Here is a 20,518-nt window from a genome sequence, read left to right as displayed (position 1 = left end):
GGAACTGCTGCGACAGGCTTCCCGAGCCCTCGGCAGCGTCCTCACGCCCACCACACCCGTGTCGATTCAGCGCCGTGTCAGCGACCTGACCTGCGGACTGCTGCGACCACCGCGCGGAAGTCTCATACGGCGAAAATCCGTCGGCGGAGTACCGGGCGAGTGGATCCAGCCCCCTGGCCTGCCGTCCGCCGGTGACGGTGGGAGCCGGGGCGTGCTGCTCTACCTCCACGGCGGCGGGTACGTGACCGGGTCGCCCCGCACCCACCGTGCCGTGGTGGCCCGGCTGGCCGCACATCTGCGGATGCCCGCGTTCGTCCCGGACTACCGGCTGGCCCCGGAGCACCCGTACCCCGCCGCCCTGGAGGACACGGTCGCCGCGTACCGGGGCCTACTGGCGGCAGGATTCGCAGCCCACCGGACCGCAGTGGCAGGGGACTCGTCGGGTGGCGCCTTGGCACTCGCCGCAGCCATGGCGTTCCGGGACGACGGGACCCCGCTCCCCGCCGTCATCGGGATGTTCTGCCCGTGGCTCGACCTCACGCTCAAGACCGCATCACGCCTCAACCCGATCCCGAAGGATCCCCTGGTCATTCTGGACCAGCTGAGGCAGTGGGCCGCCGCGTACGCTCCCGCGAACGCCGCGGAACCCACTGCCTCGCCCTTGCACGGCCGGTTCCACGACCTGCCCCCGATCATCGTGCACTCGGCAGGCGACGACCCGCTGGCGGCGGATGCCGACCGCCTGGAAGAGCTTGCCCGAGAACAAGGCGCGTCCCTCGACCACACCCGGCACCCGGGGCTCTGGCACGGCTTCCACGTCCTCGCGCCCGTGATGACCCGGGCGGACCGGGCCGTGCGGCAGTTCGGCCAGCAGCTCCTGGCCCACATCGCGCCACCTCCCCGGGTGGCCATCGTCGGGGCGGGCGTGTCGGGCCTGGCCATGGCGGCCACGCTCAAGCGCGCGGGCATCGGCACCTTCACCGTCCACGAGAAGGCAACCGAGCCCGGCGGCACCTGGAGAGACAACACGTACCCGGGTCTGACGTGCGACATCCAAGCCCGCGCCTACTCCTTCTCCTTCGCACCCAACGCCGACTGGAAGACGCTCTACGCATCCCAGGCCGAGATCCAGGAGTACCTGCAGCGTGTGACGGACGACCTGGGCCTGCGTCCGTACCTGCGCCTCGGCTCGGAGATCGAGCAGGCCCGCTGGGACGGCCGGTGCTGGCAGCTGCTGACCACGGATGGCCGGCGGGACGAGGCCGAGGTCCTCGTCAGCGCGACGGGGTTTCTCCACCACCCGTCCCTGCCGGGCATCCCCGGTCTCGACACGTTCGCCGGCGCCGTGTTCCACTCCGCCCGCTGGGACCACTCCGTCCCGCTGGCAGGCCAGAAAGTGGCCGTCATCGGCAACGGGTCGAGCGGGGTTCAGATCACCACCGCACTCGCCGGGGTCGCCGGACGCCTCACCCTCTTCCAGCGCACACCCCAGTGGATCATGCCAACGGTCAATTTCTCCTATCCGTCGTGGGTGAAGGCGGCTTACCGTCGGCTGCCCGGACTGCACACGGCCTCCTACCGCTTTTACCAGGCGCTCATGGAAGACTTCTTCGCCTCCGCGCTCGTCGGTCCGGGCTGGCAGCGGCAAGCTGTGGCAGCCCTGTGCCGGCTCCACCTCCGCCACGGCGTGAAGGACCCTGTCCTGCGCCGCCGCCTGACTCCGGACTACGCGCCGATGTGCAAACGCCTGGTGCTCTCCGCCGGCTTCTTCCGCGCCATTGGGCGCGACGACGTGGAGCTGGCCGACACCGGCATCGAACGCGTGGAACCACGCGGCGTGATCACACGGGACGGCACTCTGCACGAAGCGGACGTCATTGTTCTGGCGACCGGGTTCGACACGCACGCCTACACACGGCCGATCACGATCACCGGGACCGACGGCGTGACCCTCGACGATGCCTGGGCCAGGGGACCGTACGCCTACCGGACGGTCGCGGTACCCGGCTTCCCGAACTTCTTCATGCTGTGCGGGCCCCACAGCCCCGTCGGGAGCCAGGCCGTACCACCCATCGCCGAGGCACAGGCAGGCTACGTACTGCGCTGGATCGAAACGCTCCGGCACACCGGCATCACTGCCGCATCGCCGACACCTCAAGCGACAGCCCGGTACAACGATGCGCTGCGCGCCGCCATGCCCGGCACCGCATGGACCAGCGGCTGCACCAGCTACTACCTCGACGCCCACGGCCTCCCCGAGCTCTGGCCCTGGATGCCTGAGAAGCACCGGGACATGCTGCGCACCCCCGTACTGGACGACTTCACCGTCCATGGCGGGACGGCACCGGCATGACCGGCCGGCCCGCCCCGGCCACTGCTGGCAGGACAGCGGCGATCCGCATTCGGCACGTGTACGAGCGCGAGCACGAGGCACTGCGCAAGATCACAGGACTCGACATCCTTCCCTGGCAGGGGTCGTGTCACGCCGCCGCAGCCGATGCCGAGGCGGCAACCCAGGCATGGCTGCGGAAGCACGGTCTCGTACGCAACGAGCGGCACGGGGACAGGGCGCGCCGCGCCCGGTACGCCTGGCTCATGGCACGGTGCCACCCGCACGCCGACCGGCAACTCCTGCAGACCCTCGCCGATTTCATCGCCTGGTTCTTCATCTTCGACGACGCTCACTTCGACCGCACCCGGCCCGATCCCCAGCACGTCATCACCGCCATCTCCGCCGTTCTTGGCGTCCTCGAATCCGAGACCGCCACCAGCAGCCCCGTCTTCGGCGAGGCAGCACTGGCCGGCCTGTGCAAGCGCTTCCGCCGGCAGATGCCCGGCGAACAGTACGAGCGCTATGCACAGGCCCTGCGCCTGTACGTCTCCAGCGTGGCCGTCCAGACACTGGGGCACCTCGACGACCGCCCCGTCAGCCGGCCCACCTACGAGACGGTCCGCCGCTACATCAGCGGCGTGGAGGTCACCCAGGCACTGATCGACATCAGCAGCACGGGGGCGATGACCGCCGACGAGTACTACCGGCCGGACGTACGCGCGCTGAGCCGCCGCATGAACAACATCGTCTCCTGGCTCAACGACATCCACAGCCTCGCCGTCGAGTCCTACCAGCCCGGTTACTTCTGGAACATGCCCGCCCTCCACGCGCTGGACAGCGACAGCCTGCTGGACGGCGTCCACATCACCGAACGGCGCGTACGCGACGAGGTCAGGGCCTTCGACACGGAAGCCGCTCGGATCGAACAACGAGCGAGCCCCGAACTCCAGGGCTACGTCGAAGGAATGCGCCTGTGGATGCGCGGCTACTGCGACTGGGTCGCCCACGACTCCCAGCGCTATTCCTCCACCCACGCGCCCCACGACGGCACCGACACAACAGACACCACTCAGGAGGATGGCCATGGCCCCCGCACCCACCGTGCCCGACGCCCCCGGAGCTCTGCCCCTCATGGGCCACGCGCCGCGTCTGCGTGACCCTCTGGGCTTTCTGACCCGCACCGGCCTCGTACGTCACGAGGGCTTGGCCCGGCTCCGGGTCGGCCCCTTCAGTGCCCTCCTGGTCTGCGACCCCGACCTCACCCACCGGATGCTCGTCGAAGACCGCACCTTCGACAAGGGCGGCCCGCACTACGACCGGGCACGGGAATGGCTCGGCAACGGGCTGGTGTCCTGCCCGCACGGCGTCCACCGCCGGCAGCGCCGGGCCGTCCAGCCGGCCTTCCACGCCGACCGTATGCCCGCCTACGCCCGGGCCATGGCCGAGCAGATCTCGTCCATCACCGATCGCTGGCACGAGGGCCAGGTCCTCGACGTCCTCCCCCAGTTGAAAGCGATCACTGCACGAGCGGCCATCGCGACGATGTTCGCCGACATGCCCAGGAACGTCTCCGTGCCTGCCCTGATCCACGAGTTCGACCTGCTCGTCGCCGGCGTCTACCGCCGCATGTGGATGCCCGCTCCCTTGGACAGGCTCCCGGTCCTCGGCAACGGCAGGTACTACCAGGCCCGCGATCGCGTACGCCGCACCATCGGCCGCATCATCGACACCTACCGCACCCGCGGCACCGACAACGGCGACCTGCTCTCCTTGCTGCTCGCCTCCGGCTCCGCAGAGGGCGGCCGGGCCGTGCCCGACGAGGAAGTCATCGACCAGGTCATGACGTTCTTCGTCGGCGGCACGGAACCACCCGCGGTAGCTCTGTCGTGGGCGCTCCATCTGCTGACCCAGCACCCGAAGGTGGAAGAGCGCCTGCACGCCGAGGTCGACTCCGTCCTCACCGATGCCGGCACGGGCGCGAGTTTCGCCGACCTGCCCCGGCTACGCTTCACCGAACAGGTCATCACCGAAGCGCTCCGGCTCTACCCGCCCCTGTGGATGGTCACCCGCACCACTACCACCGACACCGAGCTGGGCGGACACCACGTCAAACAGGGCACCGTCCTCGTCTACAGCCCATACCTCATCCACCACCGCCCCGGCCTCTACCCCGACCCCGAACTCTTCGATCCCGACCGCTGGGGCGACGACTCCCCCACCAAACCGCGTAAGGAAGCGTTCATCCCCTTCGGCGCCGGCGCCCGCAAGTGCATCGGCGACACCTTCGGAATCGCCGAGGCCACCCTGGCTCTGGCCACCATCGCCCGCAGCTGGCGCCTTGAGCCCGTACCCGGCAGGAACGTGCGCCCGTCGGCGCTCAGTGTCCTCAGCCCTGGCGGACTGACCCTGAAGGTCAGGAGCCGCAAACTCCGCTAGCGCTCTGGCCGTGTAGGTTCACCGGGTTGCGTTCAGGCCGCCGTGGCGAGGGGGCGGCCGCCCTGGCGGAGGCCCTTATCGCTTCGGATACGAGCACGTTCCTTGAATTCGGCGGTCAGGACGCCGCGGTAGCGGGCGTTGGCGTTGCGCCAGCGAAGGTAGGCGTGCAGCCCCAGGTCTGCCTGGTGTGGTTAGGGTGGTGGGAGTCGGCGATGATGAACTGTCTCGGCGGGCCGAAGTGGCCCGGGGAACCCAAGGGTTCAAGGCCGTCCGAGGCGGGGGCGGGGACCATCGAGAGAAGCTTCGGCTGGATCCTGCGCCGCTCCGCCTCACTGCCGTCGGTGAGACGGTGGACGTTCGGTCGACGAGGTGAGGTGTTCCGGGGCAGCAGCCCACGTCGATTGCCGACGAACGAAAGGGGACTCGACCGCGGCCCTGCGGCTGAGATATGCCACTGTCGACCTGGGCGACGCGGTATTCGAGTATCCGCTGAACATCACGGCTCGGACCGCCCCCTACACTGCCCCGCCCGACCGAAGGGTCCTTGGCAGAGGGACTGCTGGTCGGCAACGGTCCAGCCTATGGCCCATCTCACCGGCCTTGCCGTGCACCAGGCACCGGCCGCCTCCGATTCCTCACCCCGGGGACCACGGCGTCCGCTCCACGGGGCGATCCCGCGTCCGCGCGGTGCGCCAGGCCCTCCGGCTTCGCCGCGCTCCGTTCTCCCAGGGGAAGGACCAGTACCCGCAGCACGGTTGGACCGGGACCGGGCTGCCGGCGGAACTCTCCGATGTCCTGCCACCCCCAGGACCGGAAGGCAGCACAGGCCACACGGTCGGCCTGCTCCACCAAGGTGGCACCGAGCGATGCCTGATGGCTGGTGAGCAGCCGCTCCTGAAGATGGCCGGCGAGACCGCGGTCGCGCTCATGCGGATGGACCACGATCTCGGTGATCGCGAAGACCTGCCCGGATGCGGTGAGCTGCTCGACGTGCTGCGGGAGCGCCCCGGAGAACCCCTGCCACCAGGAACCGTCACGCCGCACGGGAAACCCGAAGACGCACCCCACCAAGGCCGGCGCATGCCCTGCCTGCGTGGCTTCCGCGATCATCATGTCGAACCCGGGCCGACGGACGTCATCGGCAAGGCGCCGCAGGAAGCTCACGCGGCTGCGGTACTCCTCACCGGGCTGCGTATCGGCGGACTCCACGTACAGATCCGCCAGGTCCTCACGCTGGCCCTCGGCCTGCCAGCGGCTCAGCCCACGCAAGTACACCCCGCCTCCCGCCGACGGCGCGTAATCCTCCAGCCTCTGGGCCTGCCCCGGCCCGGAGCGGGCCGTCACAGCACACCACCCACGACAACCGGCATCAGAACTCCCCGTCGGCCGATGGCCTCGTAGTCGGGGGAAGGCTGTGGTGGCGGAAGGCCTCTACCGGGGCGTTCCTGCAGGAGAGGCTCCGCAGGGGCGGCCGGGATGCCGAGGAGCAGGGGGCCGGTGCCGGTGAGGGTGAGGATCCGGACCAGCGTGGGAGGCGGGTAGTGCAGACGCAGGGACCCTCCGGCCGCGATGGTGCGGTGCGAGGCACGGAGGAAGGCGTTGAGGCCGCTGCAGTCGCAGAAGGTGACAGTGGTGAGATCGACATCGATGGTGCGGATGCCCTCGCACAGGCACCGTTCCAGCGTCTTGCTCACCAAGGGCGCCGAGACCTGGTCGATCTCGCCGGCCAGGGTGATCAGCGCCCGGTTCTTCTTGTCGTGCCGGTAGACGTTCAGCGTCGGAAGGGCGGGCATGGCGCCTCGGTTCAGGAGACCGGCCGGGGCAGTGCCAGGTGAGGGTGCCGGGCTTCGGCACTTCCTGCTCTGCTCCCGGGTCATGGCTTTCGGGCAAGCAAGCGAACCGCTGATCCAGCAGCCCCTGTTCCAGGGCCGAGGGCCCAGCTGGTTCCCTGCAGGGGTGCCCTGAGCGAAGGGACGAGCAGTCCGCTCCCCACGGGCACCGTGTGCCGAGCAACAGCGTGCCGCCGGGGTCTGGGGCGTCCACTCAGCAGCATAGACCCCGCTCCCGCCCCAGGAAACGGCCGCAAGCCGACAAGTTTCCCACCGTCAGCCGGTCCTCAACGGCCGAGGAGACGGTCCAGGACGACGTGCCCTGATCCAGCCCAGGGACTCCGGCTCAGGTCAGCAGGGGTACGGGCGTCCAGCTGATGCAGGCTCATCCGGGCCTGCCCCAGGGCATTCATGCACGCACCGCTCACGCATTGCTCACGCACTCTGCCCTCATCTGCGACTACGGGAAGACTCCCTAGTCGGGACGACAGGATTTGAACCTGCGCCCCCTTGACCCCCAGCCAAGTGCGAGGCCACCATATCCCCGACAACCAGGGCAAATTACCGTGACAGTTCGTCCGGTAACGTTCCGGTTATCCAGTTACGTGCGTGACGTGTGGTCCCCGAGTGGTCCCCAGGATCTCCACCACCTCGGCCGCCTCCCTCAGTTCAGGGATTGCCAGCTGACCACAAAGCCAGCGTAACGCCACCCGAGACAAACCGTCGAACGCTGGCACCAGACGACGGCCTCCACGGTCAGCGAGGATCTCGCCCCGGCGGTATGGGCGCCAGACGGTTTGGAGAGTGAAGGTGGTCCGTCCGCGGGCTTCGGTGGTTGTTCGCCCAGTTGTCGCTGCGGTCCTCCTCGGGGATGTCATCGGGTTTGGGGGTGCAAGCGCACCGGCCTGTGGTGCGGTTGTGTGCGCCTGGTGTGCTCGCGTGCGCCGTCGTCGTGCCGAGGAGGCGCCGTACCACTGGTATGGCCGGCCGAGAAGCATGAAGCGCGTCGTGGGTGGCTTGTGCCGGTTGGTCGGCGGATAAGGGGCGGGGCAATGGTGCTGTGGTGTGGGTGGAATCGGGTGGTGTCCGCTCTTGCGGTTGTCATGGTGTCCGGGCTGACGCTGGTCTCCATGCCCGGGGCGGCGGTCGCGGATCCGGGCGGTGGGCACGACCGTACGCAGGCGGCGATGGACGCCGCGGTGCGGGTAGGCGTCCCCGGCGTCCTGGTCGGTGCCTATGACGGGAAGAGCTGGTGGGACGGGGCGGCCGGGGTCGCCGATCGCACCACCGGGCGGCCGCCGCAGGCCGGTGATCACTTCCGCGCGGGCAGTATCACCAAGACGTTCGTGGCCACGGTCGTCCTCCAGCTGGAGGCGAAGGGCCGGCTCCGTCTCGACGACACGGTGGAGAAGTGGCTGCCGGGCATGGTGCGCGGCAACGGCAACGACGGCAGCAAGATCACCATCAAGCAGCTGCTGAACCACACCAGCGGCCTGTTCGACTACACCAAGGACCACCCCGCCGCGAAATGGGGTACCAAGCAGTGGCTGGACCACCGGTCTGACACCTTCAAGCCCGAGCAGTTGGTGGCCCTCGCCGTCTCCCATCGCCCCACCCACCAGCCCGGCGGGCCCTACAACTACTGCAATACGGACTACGTCCTGGCCGCCTTGATCATCGAGAAGGTCACCGGCCACTCCTTCGAGAGCGAGCTGCGGCAGCGCATCATCGAACCCCTCGGCCTGACAGGCACGGTCCTGCCCGGTACGGACAAGACGCTGCCGAGCCCCCACGGCCGGGGCTATACCGAGTTTCTCGAAGAACCGGGCGTCCTCCACGACGTCACCGAGTACAACCCCTCCTTCATCCGGGGCACGGGTGACCTCATCACCACTACCGGTGACCTCGACCGCTTCCTGGCCGCTCTGCTAAGCGGCAGGCTCCTGCCTCCGGCTCAGATGAAGGAGATGACGACCAAGGTTCCCGGCTCCAACTACGGCCTGGGGCTCGCTACCTGGCGTACTGCGTGTGGAGTGGAGGTGTGGGGGCACAACGGCGTCTGGGCCGGTACCGAGGCGTGGACTGTGGGCACCCGTGACGCGAAGCGCCGGCTGAGCCTGAACTTCAACAACGGGCTCTTCTTCGGCCACGAAACGCTGGTCGGCGACATCGTCAACGCGGAGTTCTGCCCGCCACCAAACAGCCGGTGATGGCCCCGGACTGTCTCTGACCCCAGGGGAAAAGCAGCTGTCCGTCAGGCTCGGGCCGGAAACCGAGAGGCCGCCCTCTGGTGACGCCAGAGAAGGTAAGCTCTCATAAACGACCCTTTGCCGGAGTAAGATCAAAAATCGGCCGCCGGGACCCTGTTGATCTTGGATTGGTTCTCAGAACCCGTTCTCACGTAAAGAGGCGAGCCGCCCCCTTCTGAGAAATGTTTGTGACAAGATCCGAGCCCATGACGGGCTCTCAAGAGCCTTCCCCAACGGACGCGGACGAAAGTCGAGCGCCATTCCTGCCCCCGTTGCGGCGCCGAGCCCGGCTCGCCGTGCCGCTCGCGCGGCGGCGCCGTCGCCGGCACCTACCACACCGGCCGGTTCGCCAAGGCGCCCCGGCTCGCCAAGCTCCTGCGGGTGCCGACCCCGGCCGACCGGGGCCCGGGGCAGTCGTGGCGGCCCGGCACCCCGCCCCCGGCCGACCCGGACACCCCGAGCGCGGACATCCGCATCGGGTACGCGAGATGCTCGCACCTGAGCCAAGAGCTCCAGTCCCAGCTGGATGCCCTGGCCAAGCACGGCATCCCCACGGCGTCCACCCGCTCGGCGGCGCGGGTCTGCAGCCGAGCCGGCTGCCGGGATCGACGGTCGGCGGTCGGCGGTCGGCGGTCGGCGGTCGGCGGTCGGCGGCCCAGCGCACGGATGGCCGCATGCCGGGGGCGTAGCCGGGGTTGGGGGAGGGCGGCCATGTATCCACTGGCCGTTGTCACGGGGTTCGGCGGGTCGTCCGGATGCGTCGGCTTCCACCGCGTCCCGTTGAGGAGCACCGAACGGGCGATGCCCCATCTGCGGAGCGGGTGCCAGAGGCACGGTGGCGGCGGCGCTGACGGCCTGAGTCGGACGGAGCCTGCGGGTCGTACCGGACTCGCCGCCACTGCCTCCCCCGCGAACTCCGGTGGACCATACAGGAATGATCTTGCAGATCAGGTTTCGTGTGGCGTGTTCGTGGCGAAATACTTCAACCATGGGCTTATCACCGGTTGCCGGTCATCCTGCTGTCGCTGTCTTCCGAGAGCCCCGAGGCGGGCGGCCCGTACCGGTGTTGGGCCCACGGGTCGATGCTGAGGCGAAGCGGGCCGCGCGCGTGCTGGCTGGGGTGCCGACCCATGCCAGACCGGTCGAGCGCACCCTCGCGCTGCGGCAGGCTGCCAAGGTCGCCGGTGAGTTGGCGGCCGCGCTGTCGGATCTGGCTCCGGCCTTGGTCGGTGAGGGACTGCCGGCGGAGTCGACCAGTCAGTCGTTCTTCCGGGTCCGTGAGCGGGAGCTGTCGGATCAGCAGGCTGCCCTGCACGGTGTCCTGGTCATCCACCGCGGTCTGGAGGATCTGTGTGATGCTCCGCTGTCGGGTTCCGACCTGGCGCTGGAGGTGACCGGGATGCGGCAGTCGGTGCTCGATCTCACCGGCGCGGCGCCGGGCGCAGACCATGATTCTGTCCCGCCGGTGGCCGCCCCCGAGGCCGGGGCGGGATCGTCGTCGGAGAGTGTGTGGAGTGCTCGGTGGCTCATCGGTCACCAGGTCCATGTCCTGTTCAACATTTGCGCTGCGGTCGCCGTGGCCGACGCCACCCGCTCTCTGCGGCTCGGCGACGGCGATGCCGCGCTGCTGCGGCTGGCCGATGCGACGGCGTATGTGCGTGGATTCCCGGCGGCGATGGCCCACGCCAGTACGATCCCGGCCGACTACTACATGGCGGCGATACGCCACACCATGGCGCCTCCGTCGGTGGATATCCCGTTGAGCGGGCGCCAGCATCGCGGATACAAGCTGTTCCGGGCGGCGATGAAGGACCTGCTGGCGGTGGTTCCCGACTCCTACGAGCAGTTGGCAGCCCGCGCCCCGGAGCTGGCCGAAGCGCGGGGTGCTCTCCTGGAAGCCGACATCGTGGACGGTGAACGGCACGTCACCCTCGCGTACTCGATGGTGCATCTGCGTCGTTCCATCGCTCAGAAACCCGAAGGCCCCGACAACGCGGTCGCCGAACTACGGCTCATGCGCCATCGTCGCGCAGCCCAGTACGCCTCGCTGATCCGATTCGGGGACCACTACATCGCCGACGCCGTGGCCGGCCTGCGCCACTCGTGAGTGCGCGCGTCCGCCGCCCACGCCCCGGCAGGAGGCCCCTATGCCCGAGACGACGACCGACACCACCCAAAGCACCGTCCTCGCCGCAGACCGGGAACTCGATCCGGCCGATGCCGGCACGTGCGAGCGGCTGGCCCGCACCCTGTGCACCCGCGGGCACGACCAGGTTGACGACCCCGAGTGGGTGGCCCGGGCCCGGGACGCCTGGGAAGACCTTCCGCTACTGCTGCGCCGTGAGGTGCGCCGGTTCCGAAGGCATTCCGGCCCTCACGGCACCTTGGTGATCCGCGGCCTGCCCGTCGACCAGGCGGCCCTGCCCGAGACACCGGCCGTACCCGGCTCGGTCCAGCGCCAGGCCACGGTCCCGGCGGCGGTGCTCACCATGGTGGCCTGCGGGCTCGGCGAGCCGCTCGCCTACCTGGCTGAGAAATCCGGCGCCCTCGTGCAGGACGTCGTGCCCGTCCCCGGGCAGGAGACCTTCCACGGCAACGCCGGATCGGTGCCACTGTCCTTCCACACCGAGAACGGCTTCCACCCCCACCCACCCGACTATGTGATCTTCCTGTGCCTGCGCGCCGACCACGACCGGATCGCCGGCATGCGCATCGCCGGCATCCGCCGAGCACTGCCGCTCCTCACCCCGGCCGGCCGCCAGGCCCTGTTCGCACCGGAGTTCATCACCACACCACCACCCTCCTTCGGCTCCGGCGCTGCCGCAGGTGAGCCTGGTGTCGAGCCCCGACCGGTGCTGTCGGGAGCAGCCGAGGATCCCGACATACGCATGGCCCAACTCGTCACCACCCCGCTCACCCCTCGGGCCGCGGCGGCGCTGACCGAATTCGGCCGCGCCTGCGAGGCGACCGCCCGCACTCTGCGCCTGACACCCGGCGACCTGGTCGTCATCGACAACCGCGTCACCGTCCACGGCCGCACCGCCTTCCACCCTCGATACGACGGTGCAGACCGCTGGCTGCAACGCACGTACGTCACCACCGACCTGCGCCGCTCCCGCGACCACCGTCCCCACGACGGCCACGTACTCGCCCGCTGACCAGCAACATCTTCACCGTCACCGTGTTGCCGAGGAGAACGACCCCTCGGCCGCCACGCGAACAGGACCGCCAGGTGAGGGCGCCGGCATCCTCCTGTGACTCAGCGGACTCCCCAGTCCTCAGGGGGTCGTTCGACAGCCTGGGAGCGCAGTTGCTGGGCGAGACCCCCGTCGAAGAGGTAGGTCGCGCCGTTGGCGAAGTCGAAGACCGGTGTCGCCAGCACCGCGACGGCGTGGACCACCTCGGCAAGGGTCGCGTAACGCTGTAGAGGTACGTCCCGGACAAGGGCGTCGAGGTGTACCCCGTCGGCAGAAGTGGTCGAGGAATCGGCGATGGGGCCGATCGCGACGGCCCGCGTCGAGATGCGGCGCGGGCCGTACTCCAGGGCGAAGCTGCGGGTGAGGCTCTCGGCGGCAGCTTTGGCCGCGTCGTAGCCGGCCTTGTAACGGTGTGCCCGGGTGCCGCCGACCGAGCCGAGGACAAGCATGGCGCCCGGTACGCGATGGGCTGCCGCGGCCTCGGCAACCGTACGCAGGACCGCGTAAGTGGTCACCAGGTTGTCCTCGATCGCCGTACGGAAGTCGTCTATGTCGTTGGTGGCGATCCGGGCGAGGTCGGGTACCCGCCCGGCAGCGTGGAAGAGCTCCACGCGTTCAGCTCCGTCGACGAACTCGTCGACCAGCTGCTCGAAAGGCTCGGAGCGGCAGTCGACAGCGTGCCATCCCCTCACCGTGCCGGCGGGGGCCCCGGCCGGTTCGGAGTCGACGAGGAGAAGGCGTCCCGGCTGGGCGGCGAGGTGTGCGGCGAGCGGGCGGCCGATGAAGCCGGCTGCTCCTACAACGATGCGGTGGACCACCTAGGCCGCCAGGATTCGGTGGTAGAAGTCGCCCAGGGCGTCCGCTGCCTCGTCCCACCGCGGCAAGGTCAGCGCCCCCGGCCCGCTCGCCAACCGTTGTCCTTCCGGTGGGACCATCAGGGCTTCCTGCCAGCGCAGCACGGCCACATCGTCGTCCCACGGCTCCACGATCTGCCAGTCCTCGAGCGTCGGCCCGTAGGCGTCAGCTCCCACCGGCGGTGGTGACAAGATCCGGCGGCCTTGCTGCGCCGCGGCCACCAGCACGCCGCTGGACCACACCCGCTGGTAGGGCAGCGCAACCCAGTCCACCTGCTCCAGCAGCCGCACGAACTCGGAACCGGGGTGGAAACCCGGAAGGTAGCGGACACGGTCGTGGGCGGCCGCGATCTCCGTCAGGGTGTGGTGGGTGGCCGGATCGTCCGGGAAACCGGCGATCAGCAGCCGCTGCTCCCCTCTGGCGTGCCGGACGAACGCCTGCGCGAAGGCAGCGGTCCGCTTGTAGGGGCGCAGCCGGCCGAAGCAGCCGATCGTCGCGCCGTACGGGGATCCCCCTCGGCCGGGGACGAGTTGGGGGTATCGGGGGTGGGGCAGGTGCAGCGCCGGACCGGGCAGGCGACTGCGGATCAGGCGGGCGGTCAACTCGTGCTCCTTGGTGAAGAAGTGGGCACCGTGCGCGAGCGAGTCGACCTCGTCGATGAACGTCGCATTGCCGTGTGTCCCCTCTTCGTGAGGGGCGAGGTCGTGCACCGTCTGCACCAGACGCGTACCCCTGGCGGTGAGCTCACGCAGGAGGGCGATCGCCTCGGCGTCACCGAGCAACCTGGCGAGCATTTCAGGCCAGTGCATGTGCACGATGTCCGGCACCGCCCCTACCAGGTGGGCGAGGTCTCCGGGGACGAACCCCGGTTCGTCGCGGCACAGACCCGGGCGCAACACCACAGCCCCTCGTGCTGCGAGATGGCTCTCCTGGAGTGCGACGTAGTCGTTCCAGCCACAGGTCTCGGGTATCTGGAGCACGCGGAGCCCGGTCATCGCACCGCCGTTCCCTGCGATCCCTCTACGCGGCAGAGATCCCTGGATGCGGGAAGGGCCGGGGGTGACGGCACCGTACGGGTCATGAATCCTCCGCCGTGGATGGCAGTGCGCTTGACGTGTCCGTGATGAATGTTCACAGGTGAGGCGGCAGGTAGCGCCCCGGATCCGGGAAGTGACCGGATCCCACCGGCGCCGGCGCGCATGCCGAGTTTTCTCGACGGCGTTGCCGCGATCCATGCGCCGCTGCCGCCAGGCCGGAGAGCCGACGGGTACACCGTCCACCTCAGCAGTTCGCGGATCAGCCCAGGGGCCGGACTCGGCGAGCACGGCTGGTATGGGAGGTGGTGGTGGCGGGTAGGGCGCATCATGCCCAACATCCCCCTGGCCGGAGTGGCGCTGCGAAGGGTGCTGACGATCGTCGACCGGACGGCGGAGGGAGCGACAGAGTTGGCGACCGCCCTTCGGATCCGCCCGGATGACGCCGCCGCGATGCGCACCGCGCCGACGGGATGCGGTGGCGCTACCTGGACGAAGTCGTCCGTTCGACGAGTTCACCGCATTCCTCGACATCAGCCAGGTGATCGGTCTGACCAGCGGCTACCTCGGCGGCCGTACGAATGTCCGGGCACGCGACGAGGTCGGAAGGCCGATTCGGCAGGTCGAACACAGCATCAGCCGGGCCCAGCCCGCCTATCTCGCGCTGTCCCCACGGCCGCATCTCTGTGTCGGGCCTCGGCTGCGCGCGGCGAGCGAGTGCTCGTCAGGTGCGGGCGCACGTTGTGCGGTTCGGCCCACCTCCCGCCCGACGCCAGACGCTCAGCGCCCACGGCGGCTGCAAAGCGACGGTGCCCCTGGGCGGAACCGAGATCCGCACCAGTGCGGACCGGCCCGCCGCCTCCCCGGCCGCGTATAGACGTTCTACCTGGTCAACGGAGGTGCAAGCGGCGTACCAGCAGCAGACGATGAACCTTCATTGCAGCCATAGCCCCAAGAAACTTGGCTGACGCCGACCGGGATCGGATAGTCGGCGAGACTGGTGTCAGTCGTGACGGTCCGGGTGAACATCCAGCCTGGGGGATAGAGTCGGAGCGTCTCGGTAAGGATCCGACCGGTCAACTCCAGCCGGAAGCAAGTCCTCATAGGCAGGTGGGCAACCGGCCAGCACCGTGTCGACGTCGGCGTGCAAACGGCGCTCGATACCAGGATGCCGGGCCAGCAGGTACAGGGCCGATGTCAGCAGGCTGGCGGTGGTATCGATCCCGGGCCCGCACTCCACGCCTCGGGCAATCGCATCCACGGAAGAACACCTTCGCCCGCTCAGCAGCGGGATGATGCGCACCGAATGCCCTAGTTCAACGCTGCGTAGTCAGCACCAAGTCAGCACGGGAGTCGGCACCCGAGTGCCAGATCACCCTAATCGCGACATTACTCCGCGCCGGATTTCTAAATCGAGTTGAGTGATACGCCGGGCCCGCAGGGACCCCTCATGGGTGCTGCCCTCACACCCCGCCCCCGAAGTGTGGTCCCCCGCCACATAGGCCCCCGACCTGCATCTTCCTACGGTGTGGCGACGCAATGACGCGCCCCTCACCCACCCGGAAGTGATGACCATGGCCACCCCCTCCCCACACGCTCCAAATCGCGTGCGCGATGCCGCGTCACCGCAGTAGCTGCGGAAGCCGCGAGAGCTGTATACCTTGTCCGCGACCACATGGTCGGGGCGGTGGCGTGGCAGGCCTGGGCCAGTGTGACGAACACGGATTCCATCCAGCAGAACTTGTGCGCAGATGCTGTCGTGGCGCCGGCCCGTGACCGGAAGAGCGAGGGGGCGGCCCCTGCCGTCGCAGGCGAGGTGGACCTTGATTGTCAGCCCTCCCCGGGACCGACCGAGGGGGTGATCGTCCGGTTCGTCCTGCCGGTGCCTCCTCCTTTTCGGCCGGTCGCGGCAGCGTGATGATGGGCCCAGACGATGGTGGAGTCGATCTGGACCACCCGGTCGATGTCACCGGCGGCGTCCGCCCGGGACTGTATCTGTCGCAGGGCCTGAGTGAACACTCCGGCGATCGCGTAGCGGCGGAAGCGGGTGTAGACCGTCCGCCAGGGCCCGTAGCGTTCCGGCAGGTCACGCCACGAGATGCCAGTACGGATCTTGTAGACCATCCCGTTGATGACCTGACGGCCTGCCACCCTGGGCCGCCCGGTGACAGCCTGCGGTATCAACGGAGCCAGCAACTCTCACTCCCAGTCGGTGTTGGCGGTTCCGGGGCGCTCTTTCCCCCACGGCGACACGGGCCTGGCCGTATGGTGGGGCTCGGTATGCGGCGGGGCCCGTACCGGGCTCGGTGCGGTTCCGCCGCTCGACGGGGGCGTGAGGGGGGGAGGGGTTGCCTGTGCGGGGTGGCTGGCGCGCCGTTCTGGTCACCACGGTGCTGGTCCTCGCGGTCTTCGCCGGTGCGCTGTCGCTGCTGAGCTGGGACCGGGCGAACCAGGTGGCCGGGGTGGTCTCCGCAGTGGTCGGCGTGGCCGCCCTGGGGGTAGGCGTCTGCGCGCTGCTGGCCCCGTCCGGGAGCACGTCCGTACAGGTGTCCAGGACCGGGCGTGCTACGGCCACCGGCGGCGGGGACGCCAACACGGGCGCCATCGGCTCCTCGTCCGCCGGTGCAGTCTCCATCGGGGAGACCGGTGACGCACGGGCGGACGGCGGCAGCGCGAACACCGGATACCGGCGGCAGGAGTAGCGGCGCATCCGATGTTCTTCCGCAGCCGCGCCGCGGTGCGCAAGTCGGGCGGATCCTCCGCCGAGGGAGCCGGGGCCTTCGCCAACAGCGGCGTGATGATTGACAGCTCCGTGCAGGTGTTCGCGGGGCGCGCCGCCGTCTCCGGCTATCTCCTGCAGGTGGAACAGGCTCTTGCCGCCGCCGACTTCCAGGGGCGTGAGAGCGAACTCGCCCAGCTGGCCGCCTTCTGCGCGCACGGTGTCCCCGCAGACCGTCCCGGTGCCGGGTACTGGCGCTGGGTGGCTCCGGCGTGGGTGGGGAAGTCAGCCCTGCTGGCGCACTTCGTCCTGCATCCTCCGCCCGGCGTCGATGTCGTGTCGTTCTTCATCACTTCCCGCATGGCCGCGCAGAACGACGCCGCGGCGTTCTGCGAGGTCGTCCAGCGGCAGGTGTACGCCTTGCTGGGCGAGGAGGAGCCGCTGAGCACCCCCGCCACGCGCGACGAGCAGATGCTGCTCGCGCTGCACCGCGCCGCACAGGGGTGTGCGGCGCGCGGCCGGCGGCTCGTGCTCGTGGTGGACGGGCTGGACGAGGACCGCGGCGTGACCGCCGGTGCCGACGGCCACAGCATCGCGGCGCTGTTGCCCCGCGTTCCCCCGCACGGCATGCGGATCGTCGTCGCTGGCCGTCCGCATCCGCCGGTACCGGGGGACGTGCCCGCGGACCATCCCCTGCGGACCACGCGGATCGACCACCGGCTGGACCCGTCCCCGCACGCCCGCGCGGCACGCTGGGACGCGGAGCGGGATCTGCTGAGACTGCGAGACGGCGGCGGGCTGGGCTGGGACCTGGCCGCTCTGACCGTCGCGGCCGGAGGCGGGCTGAGCGCACCCGACTTCGCGGAGCTGACCGGGAGCCCGGCGCGGCTGGTCGAGCGCGAGCTGTCCGCGGTGAACGGCCGCAGCTTCCGTCGCCGCTCCGGGCACTGGACGTCCGCGGGTCCGCCCGTCTTTCTCCTCGCGCACGAGGAGATCCGGCGCGGCGCGGCGGAACTGGTCACGGACCAGGAGCTGGCGGCCCACCGCAATCGTCTGCACCGGTGGGCGGACTCCTACCGGCGCGCCGGGTGGCCGGAGGGGACCCCCGAGTACCTGTTGCGCGGCTACACCCAGTTGCTGCGCGAGCAGGGGGACGTTTCCAGGCTGGTGGCGCTGGCCTGCGATACCCGGCGGCAGGAGCGGCTGTGGCGGGCGTCCGGGGCGGACCTGGAGGCGCTCAGCGCGGTGTCGGCCGTGTTCGACCTTGTGTTGACGGACGGCGGGCGCCGCGGCGATCAGGACGTGTCTGTGGCCCTGCGGCTCGCCGCCGCGCGGGACGGGCTGCACGATCGAGTGGCGCTTCTCTCCTCCGATCTGATCGCCCTGTGGGCCCGGTGCGGGCACCCGGCGCGCGCCGTTCATCTGGCCGAGTCGCAGCGCGACGCGTGGAACCGGGTGGCCGCCTTGAGCGCCATCGCCGGTGCCCTGGCCGTCGCGCGCCCAGATCAGGCGGCCGCTTTGCTCGACGGAGCGGACAGCACCGAAGATCGGGACCGCTTCCTGGCGGCGATCGCCAAGGGCCTGGCGGACTCCGGCCGGCCCGCCGAGGCCCTGCGCCGAGCCCGCCGCATCAGCAACCCGGAGCGCAGGGCGGAAGCTATCGTCGCCGCCGTGGGGGCCCTGGCCGAGGTGGGGAGGAACGCCGCGGCAGCGAAGCAGGAGGCCGGGGCCCGGGGCGCCGATGCGGTCTCTTGGGCCATGGAAGCCGTCGACACGGTCATGGCGGTGCCCAACACCGTCTCCCGGAGCACCCTGGGCGCCTCGCTGGCCGCCGCGCTCTCCCGGCTCGGCGAGCATCGCCGGGCCCTGGCGCTGGCGGAGCGTGTCGTGTCCCGTTCGGCCGATTCCCGTGACGTGGTCCGGCGTGCGCAGTACCTTGCCCTGTTCGCCCGGGGGATGTCCACGGCGCCGGGACTCGCCGCGCAGGCCGCCGAGTTCGCCGTGACGTCGGCCCGGCTGGCGGCGGACATCGACGACCCCGACGACGTGGACTGGCTCTACCCCCACGTCGCCGCGGGCCTGGAGGCGACCGGGCACCACCAGCAGGCGATCGACTTGGTCAGCCGTTTCCTGAACGATCCGGAGGACGGCCTGGTCGAGATCGGCATCGCGGCCGCGGAAGCCGGTGACCTCGACCGGGCCCTGAAGCTCGCCGAGCGGATCAAGGAACCCATCTACCGGGCGCGCGTCCTCAACGCCGCCGGCAGGATGACGGCGGGGTCCCGTGACCCGGCGCGGACGCTGGGCCTGGCCCGGCAAGCCTGCGATGCCACCGACGAGGTGCCCTACCTCCACTGGCGAGTGACGCTGTCGGCCGACACCGCCGACTTCCTGCTGCGGGCGGGCCAGGAGGAAGCCGCCCACGCCGTGGTCAAGCGGGCGACGAACGTGGCGCGGAGGGGGCGAGGGCCCGGGGTGCGCACCCTCGTCAAGCTGGCCGTCGCGGCTGGCCGTTCCGGGCAGCGGGTCGAAGCGGCTCGCCTCATCCACCGCGCCGAGCAGGCCGCCGACGCGTCCGCCGGATACGCACGCGTCCTCGAGCTCGCGGAGGTGGCCGAGGGCCTGCACCACACGGGTCGCCCCGTGGAGGGGGACGAACTCCTGCGCCGCGTAATCCACGAGAGCCGGACCCTGGCAGATCCTGGGGAGCGCTCAGAAGGCTTGGAACAGGTGGCCAAGGCATTCGGCCGCGTCGATAAACCGGACGGAGCGGCAGGGCTGGCTCGGGAGATCCTGGACCTGGCAGGCACCGCCGACAGCCCTTCCCGCCGGCGCTGGGACACGTACGCTGCCGCCCGTGCGCTCCTCGCGGCGGGCGATATCGACGCGGCGCTCGGGCTGGAGGATGACCTGCCGGAGGACGCGGTCGACGAGTTCCTCACCAGCGTCGTGAAGGAGCTCGTGGACGCTGGTGATCTGGCCGCAGCAGAGCGGATCATCGACAGGCAAGAAGACGAGCGCGGCCTCGGCTATCTCGCGGCGGGCGCCGCAGCCACGGGGGACGTCGCCCGTGCCGCCGCGCTGCTGGAGGAGATCAGCACCGCTGTCCTGCGCGAGGCGGCCACGCCGGCCGTCGTCAAGGCGCTCTGCCAGGTGGGTGCCCGCACGGCGGCCCGCGCCCTGGCCGATACCCTCACCGCGCCCGAGCACTGCGGCAAGGCGCTCGCAGCGATCGCCCAGTCGCTCGGCCCCTGCCCACAGGGGCGCCTCGTGCTGGTCGAGGCGCTGCGTCGGGGCCCGTGGGAGCAGGTGCCTGAGGAGATCGCCGGTGTGGTGCCGGAGCACCTGTCTCTCCTGGCGGGCCTCGTGCCGACGGAAGGCTATGGTCCGCGTTCAAAGATCACCAGGCCGTGGATCACGGTGGGGTGATGCGCCGTCATGAACTCACCGACCGGGAGTGAGGGTTGCTGGCTCCGCTGATACCGCAGGCTGTCACCGGGCGGCCCAGGGGTGGCAGGCCGTCAGGTCATCAACGGGATGGTCTACAAGATCCGTACTGGCATCTCGTGGCGTGACCTGCCGGAACGCTACGGGCCCTGGCGGACGGTCTACACCCGCTTCCGCCGCTACGCGATCGACGGAGTGTCCTGATGTGGCCTGTGCCCCAGCCGGATCTCGACGCCCGCACCGTCTACACCACCTGCATATCCAAAGCCCGACCAGCCAAGGTCAAGCACCGCCTGCAGGAACTCGAGGAGGAGGTGGTCGCCGCGTCGGACAAGTACGAAAGGCAGCCGCCAACGCGGCCCTGCACAGCCTCCGGCCTTGGGGTACAGCGGTACAGCGGTACAGCGGTACAGCGGTTAA

General features: G+C 69.9%; 16 protein-coding genes and 3 pseudogenes. 10 read left to right on the top strand and 9 right to left on the bottom strand.

The genetic code is table 11. The features are described from left to right. Nucleotides 1-211: 211 nt before the first annotated feature. Genes AS857_RS37195 through AS857_RS05370 form a run of 3 tightly spaced genes read left to right on the top strand, consistent with a single transcriptional unit; the run spans nt 212 to nt 4,768 of the window. Nucleotides 212-2,353 (top strand): alpha/beta hydrolase fold domain-containing protein, encoded by a 2,142-nt coding sequence (locus AS857_RS37195; RefSeq protein WP_160330179.1) that lies wholly within the window; start codon nt 212-214, stop codon nt 2,351-2,353. After that, complete coding sequence (locus AS857_RS05375) at nt 2,350-3,489, top strand: terpene synthase family protein (RefSeq protein ID WP_144440727.1); 1,140 nt, start codon at nt 2,350-2,352, stop codon at nt 3,487-3,489. Before AS857_RS37195 ends, AS857_RS05375 begins: the two co-directional genes overlap by 4 nt. After that, nucleotides 3,416-4,768 carry a cytochrome P450 gene (locus tag AS857_RS05370; RefSeq protein WP_058041929.1) on the top strand — a complete coding sequence of 451 codons (1,353 nt, stop codon included), beginning with the start codon at nt 3,416-3,418 and terminating at the stop codon, nt 4,766-4,768. Before AS857_RS05375 ends, AS857_RS05370 begins: the two co-directional genes overlap by 74 nt. 32 nt (nt 4,769-4,800) lie before the next feature. On the opposite strand, the pseudogene AS857_RS41030 reads toward AS857_RS05370, so the two are convergent. The 3 genes and pseudogenes from AS857_RS41030 to AS857_RS05360 form a co-directional block, all read right to left on the bottom strand. Continuing rightward, nucleotides 4,801-5,009 (bottom strand): annotated as a pseudogene (locus tag AS857_RS41030) (IS630 family transposase); the annotation flags it as partial. A gap of 350 nt (nt 5,010-5,359) precedes the next feature. Continuing rightward, nucleotides 5,360-6,112 (bottom strand): hypothetical protein, encoded by a 753-nt coding sequence (locus tag AS857_RS41025; protein WP_063804161.1) that lies wholly within the window; start codon nt 6,110-6,112, stop codon nt 5,360-5,362. Beyond that, entirely contained in the window at nt 6,109-6,561 is a 453-nt protein-coding gene (locus AS857_RS05360; RefSeq protein ID WP_063804160.1) for an STAS domain-containing protein, read from the bottom strand. The genes AS857_RS41025 and AS857_RS05360 overlap by 4 nt, the downstream gene beginning before the upstream one ends. Before the next feature lie 1,118 nt (nt 6,562-7,679). Here AS857_RS05360 and AS857_RS05355 point away from each other — a divergent pair. The 4 genes and pseudogenes from AS857_RS05355 (at nt 7,680) to AS857_RS05340 (ending at nt 12,004) form a co-directional block, all read left to right on the top strand. After that, on the top strand, nt 7,680-8,807 hold the full coding sequence (locus AS857_RS05355) for a serine hydrolase domain-containing protein (RefSeq protein WP_245699590.1): 1,128 nt from the start codon (nt 7,680-7,682) through the stop codon (nt 8,805-8,807). A gap of 333 nt (nt 8,808-9,140) precedes the next feature. Next, nucleotides 9,141-9,935, top strand: a pseudogene (locus tag AS857_RS42270) (hypothetical protein); the annotation flags it as partial. 31 nt (nt 9,936-9,966) lie between these two features. Next, entirely contained in the window at nt 9,967-10,953 is a 987-nt protein-coding gene (locus AS857_RS05345; protein ID WP_245699589.1) for a hypothetical protein, read from the top strand. Nucleotides 10,954-10,993: 40 nt separating this feature from the next. After that, nucleotides 10,994-12,004 (top strand): TauD/TfdA family dioxygenase, encoded by a 1,011-nt coding sequence (locus AS857_RS05340; protein ID WP_058041925.1) that lies wholly within the window; start codon nt 10,994-10,996, stop codon nt 12,002-12,004. Nucleotides 12,005-12,105: 101 nt separating this feature from the next. Here the strand turns inward: AS857_RS05340 and AS857_RS05335 are convergent, their stop codons facing one another. The 6 genes from AS857_RS05335 to AS857_RS05325 all read right to left on the bottom strand — a co-directional run bounded on the left by AS857_RS05335 (nt 12,106) and on the right by AS857_RS05325 (nt 16,128). Next, the gene (locus tag AS857_RS05335) at nt 12,106-12,861 is read right to left on the bottom strand and encodes an SDR family oxidoreductase (RefSeq protein WP_058041924.1); all 756 of its coding nucleotides are present in this window, start codon (nt 12,859-12,861) and stop codon (nt 12,106-12,108) included. After that, nucleotides 12,862-13,893, bottom strand: a complete 1,032-nt coding sequence (locus tag AS857_RS05330) for a glycosyltransferase family protein (protein ID WP_058041923.1) — start codon at nt 13,891-13,893, stop codon at nt 12,862-12,864. Between the two features lie 921 nt (nt 13,894-14,814). Next, entirely contained in the window at nt 14,815-15,036 is a 222-nt protein-coding gene (locus AS857_RS41830) for a cytochrome P450 (RefSeq protein ID WP_275477346.1), read from the bottom strand. Continuing rightward, on the bottom strand, nt 14,936-15,172 hold the full coding sequence (locus AS857_RS38550) for a cytochrome P450 (protein WP_275477350.1): 237 nt from the start codon (nt 15,170-15,172) through the stop codon (nt 14,936-14,938). Before AS857_RS38550 ends, AS857_RS41830 begins: the two co-directional genes overlap by 101 nt. A 132-nt stretch (nt 15,173-15,304) precedes the next feature. Continuing rightward, nucleotides 15,305-15,760, bottom strand: coding sequence for a transposase (locus AS857_RS42265; RefSeq protein ID WP_420823915.1), 456 nt, complete (start codon nt 15,758-15,760; stop codon nt 15,305-15,307). A 2-nt stretch (nt 15,761-15,762) separates the two neighbouring features. Continuing rightward, a complete protein-coding gene (locus AS857_RS05325; protein ID WP_058041922.1) occupies nt 15,763-16,128 on the bottom strand; it encodes a transposase in 366 nt (121 codons plus the stop codon). A 158-nt stretch (nt 16,129-16,286) separates the two neighbouring features. Between AS857_RS05325 and AS857_RS05320 the strand changes: the two genes are divergently transcribed. The 3 genes and pseudogenes from AS857_RS05320 to AS857_RS05310 form a co-directional block, all read left to right on the top strand. Further along, complete coding sequence (locus AS857_RS05320) at nt 16,287-16,634, top strand: hypothetical protein (RefSeq protein ID WP_107105497.1); 348 nt, start codon at nt 16,287-16,289, stop codon at nt 16,632-16,634. A gap of 11 nt (nt 16,635-16,645) precedes the next feature. Next, a complete protein-coding gene (locus AS857_RS05315) occupies nt 16,646-20,080 on the top strand; it encodes a hypothetical protein (protein ID WP_063804159.1) in 3,435 nt (1,144 codons plus the stop codon). A 60-nt stretch (nt 20,081-20,140) separates the two neighbouring features. After that, nucleotides 20,141-20,293, top strand: a pseudogene (locus AS857_RS05310) (transposase); the annotation flags it as partial. Nucleotides 20,294-20,518: the final 225 nt, after the last annotated feature.

This window comes from Streptomyces roseifaciens (assembly GCF_001445655.1).
Classification (GTDB): Bacteria; Actinomycetota; Actinomycetes; order Streptomycetales; family Streptomycetaceae; genus Streptomyces; species Streptomyces aureoversilis.
This window is presented reverse-complemented; position numbering and strand designations above follow the sequence as displayed.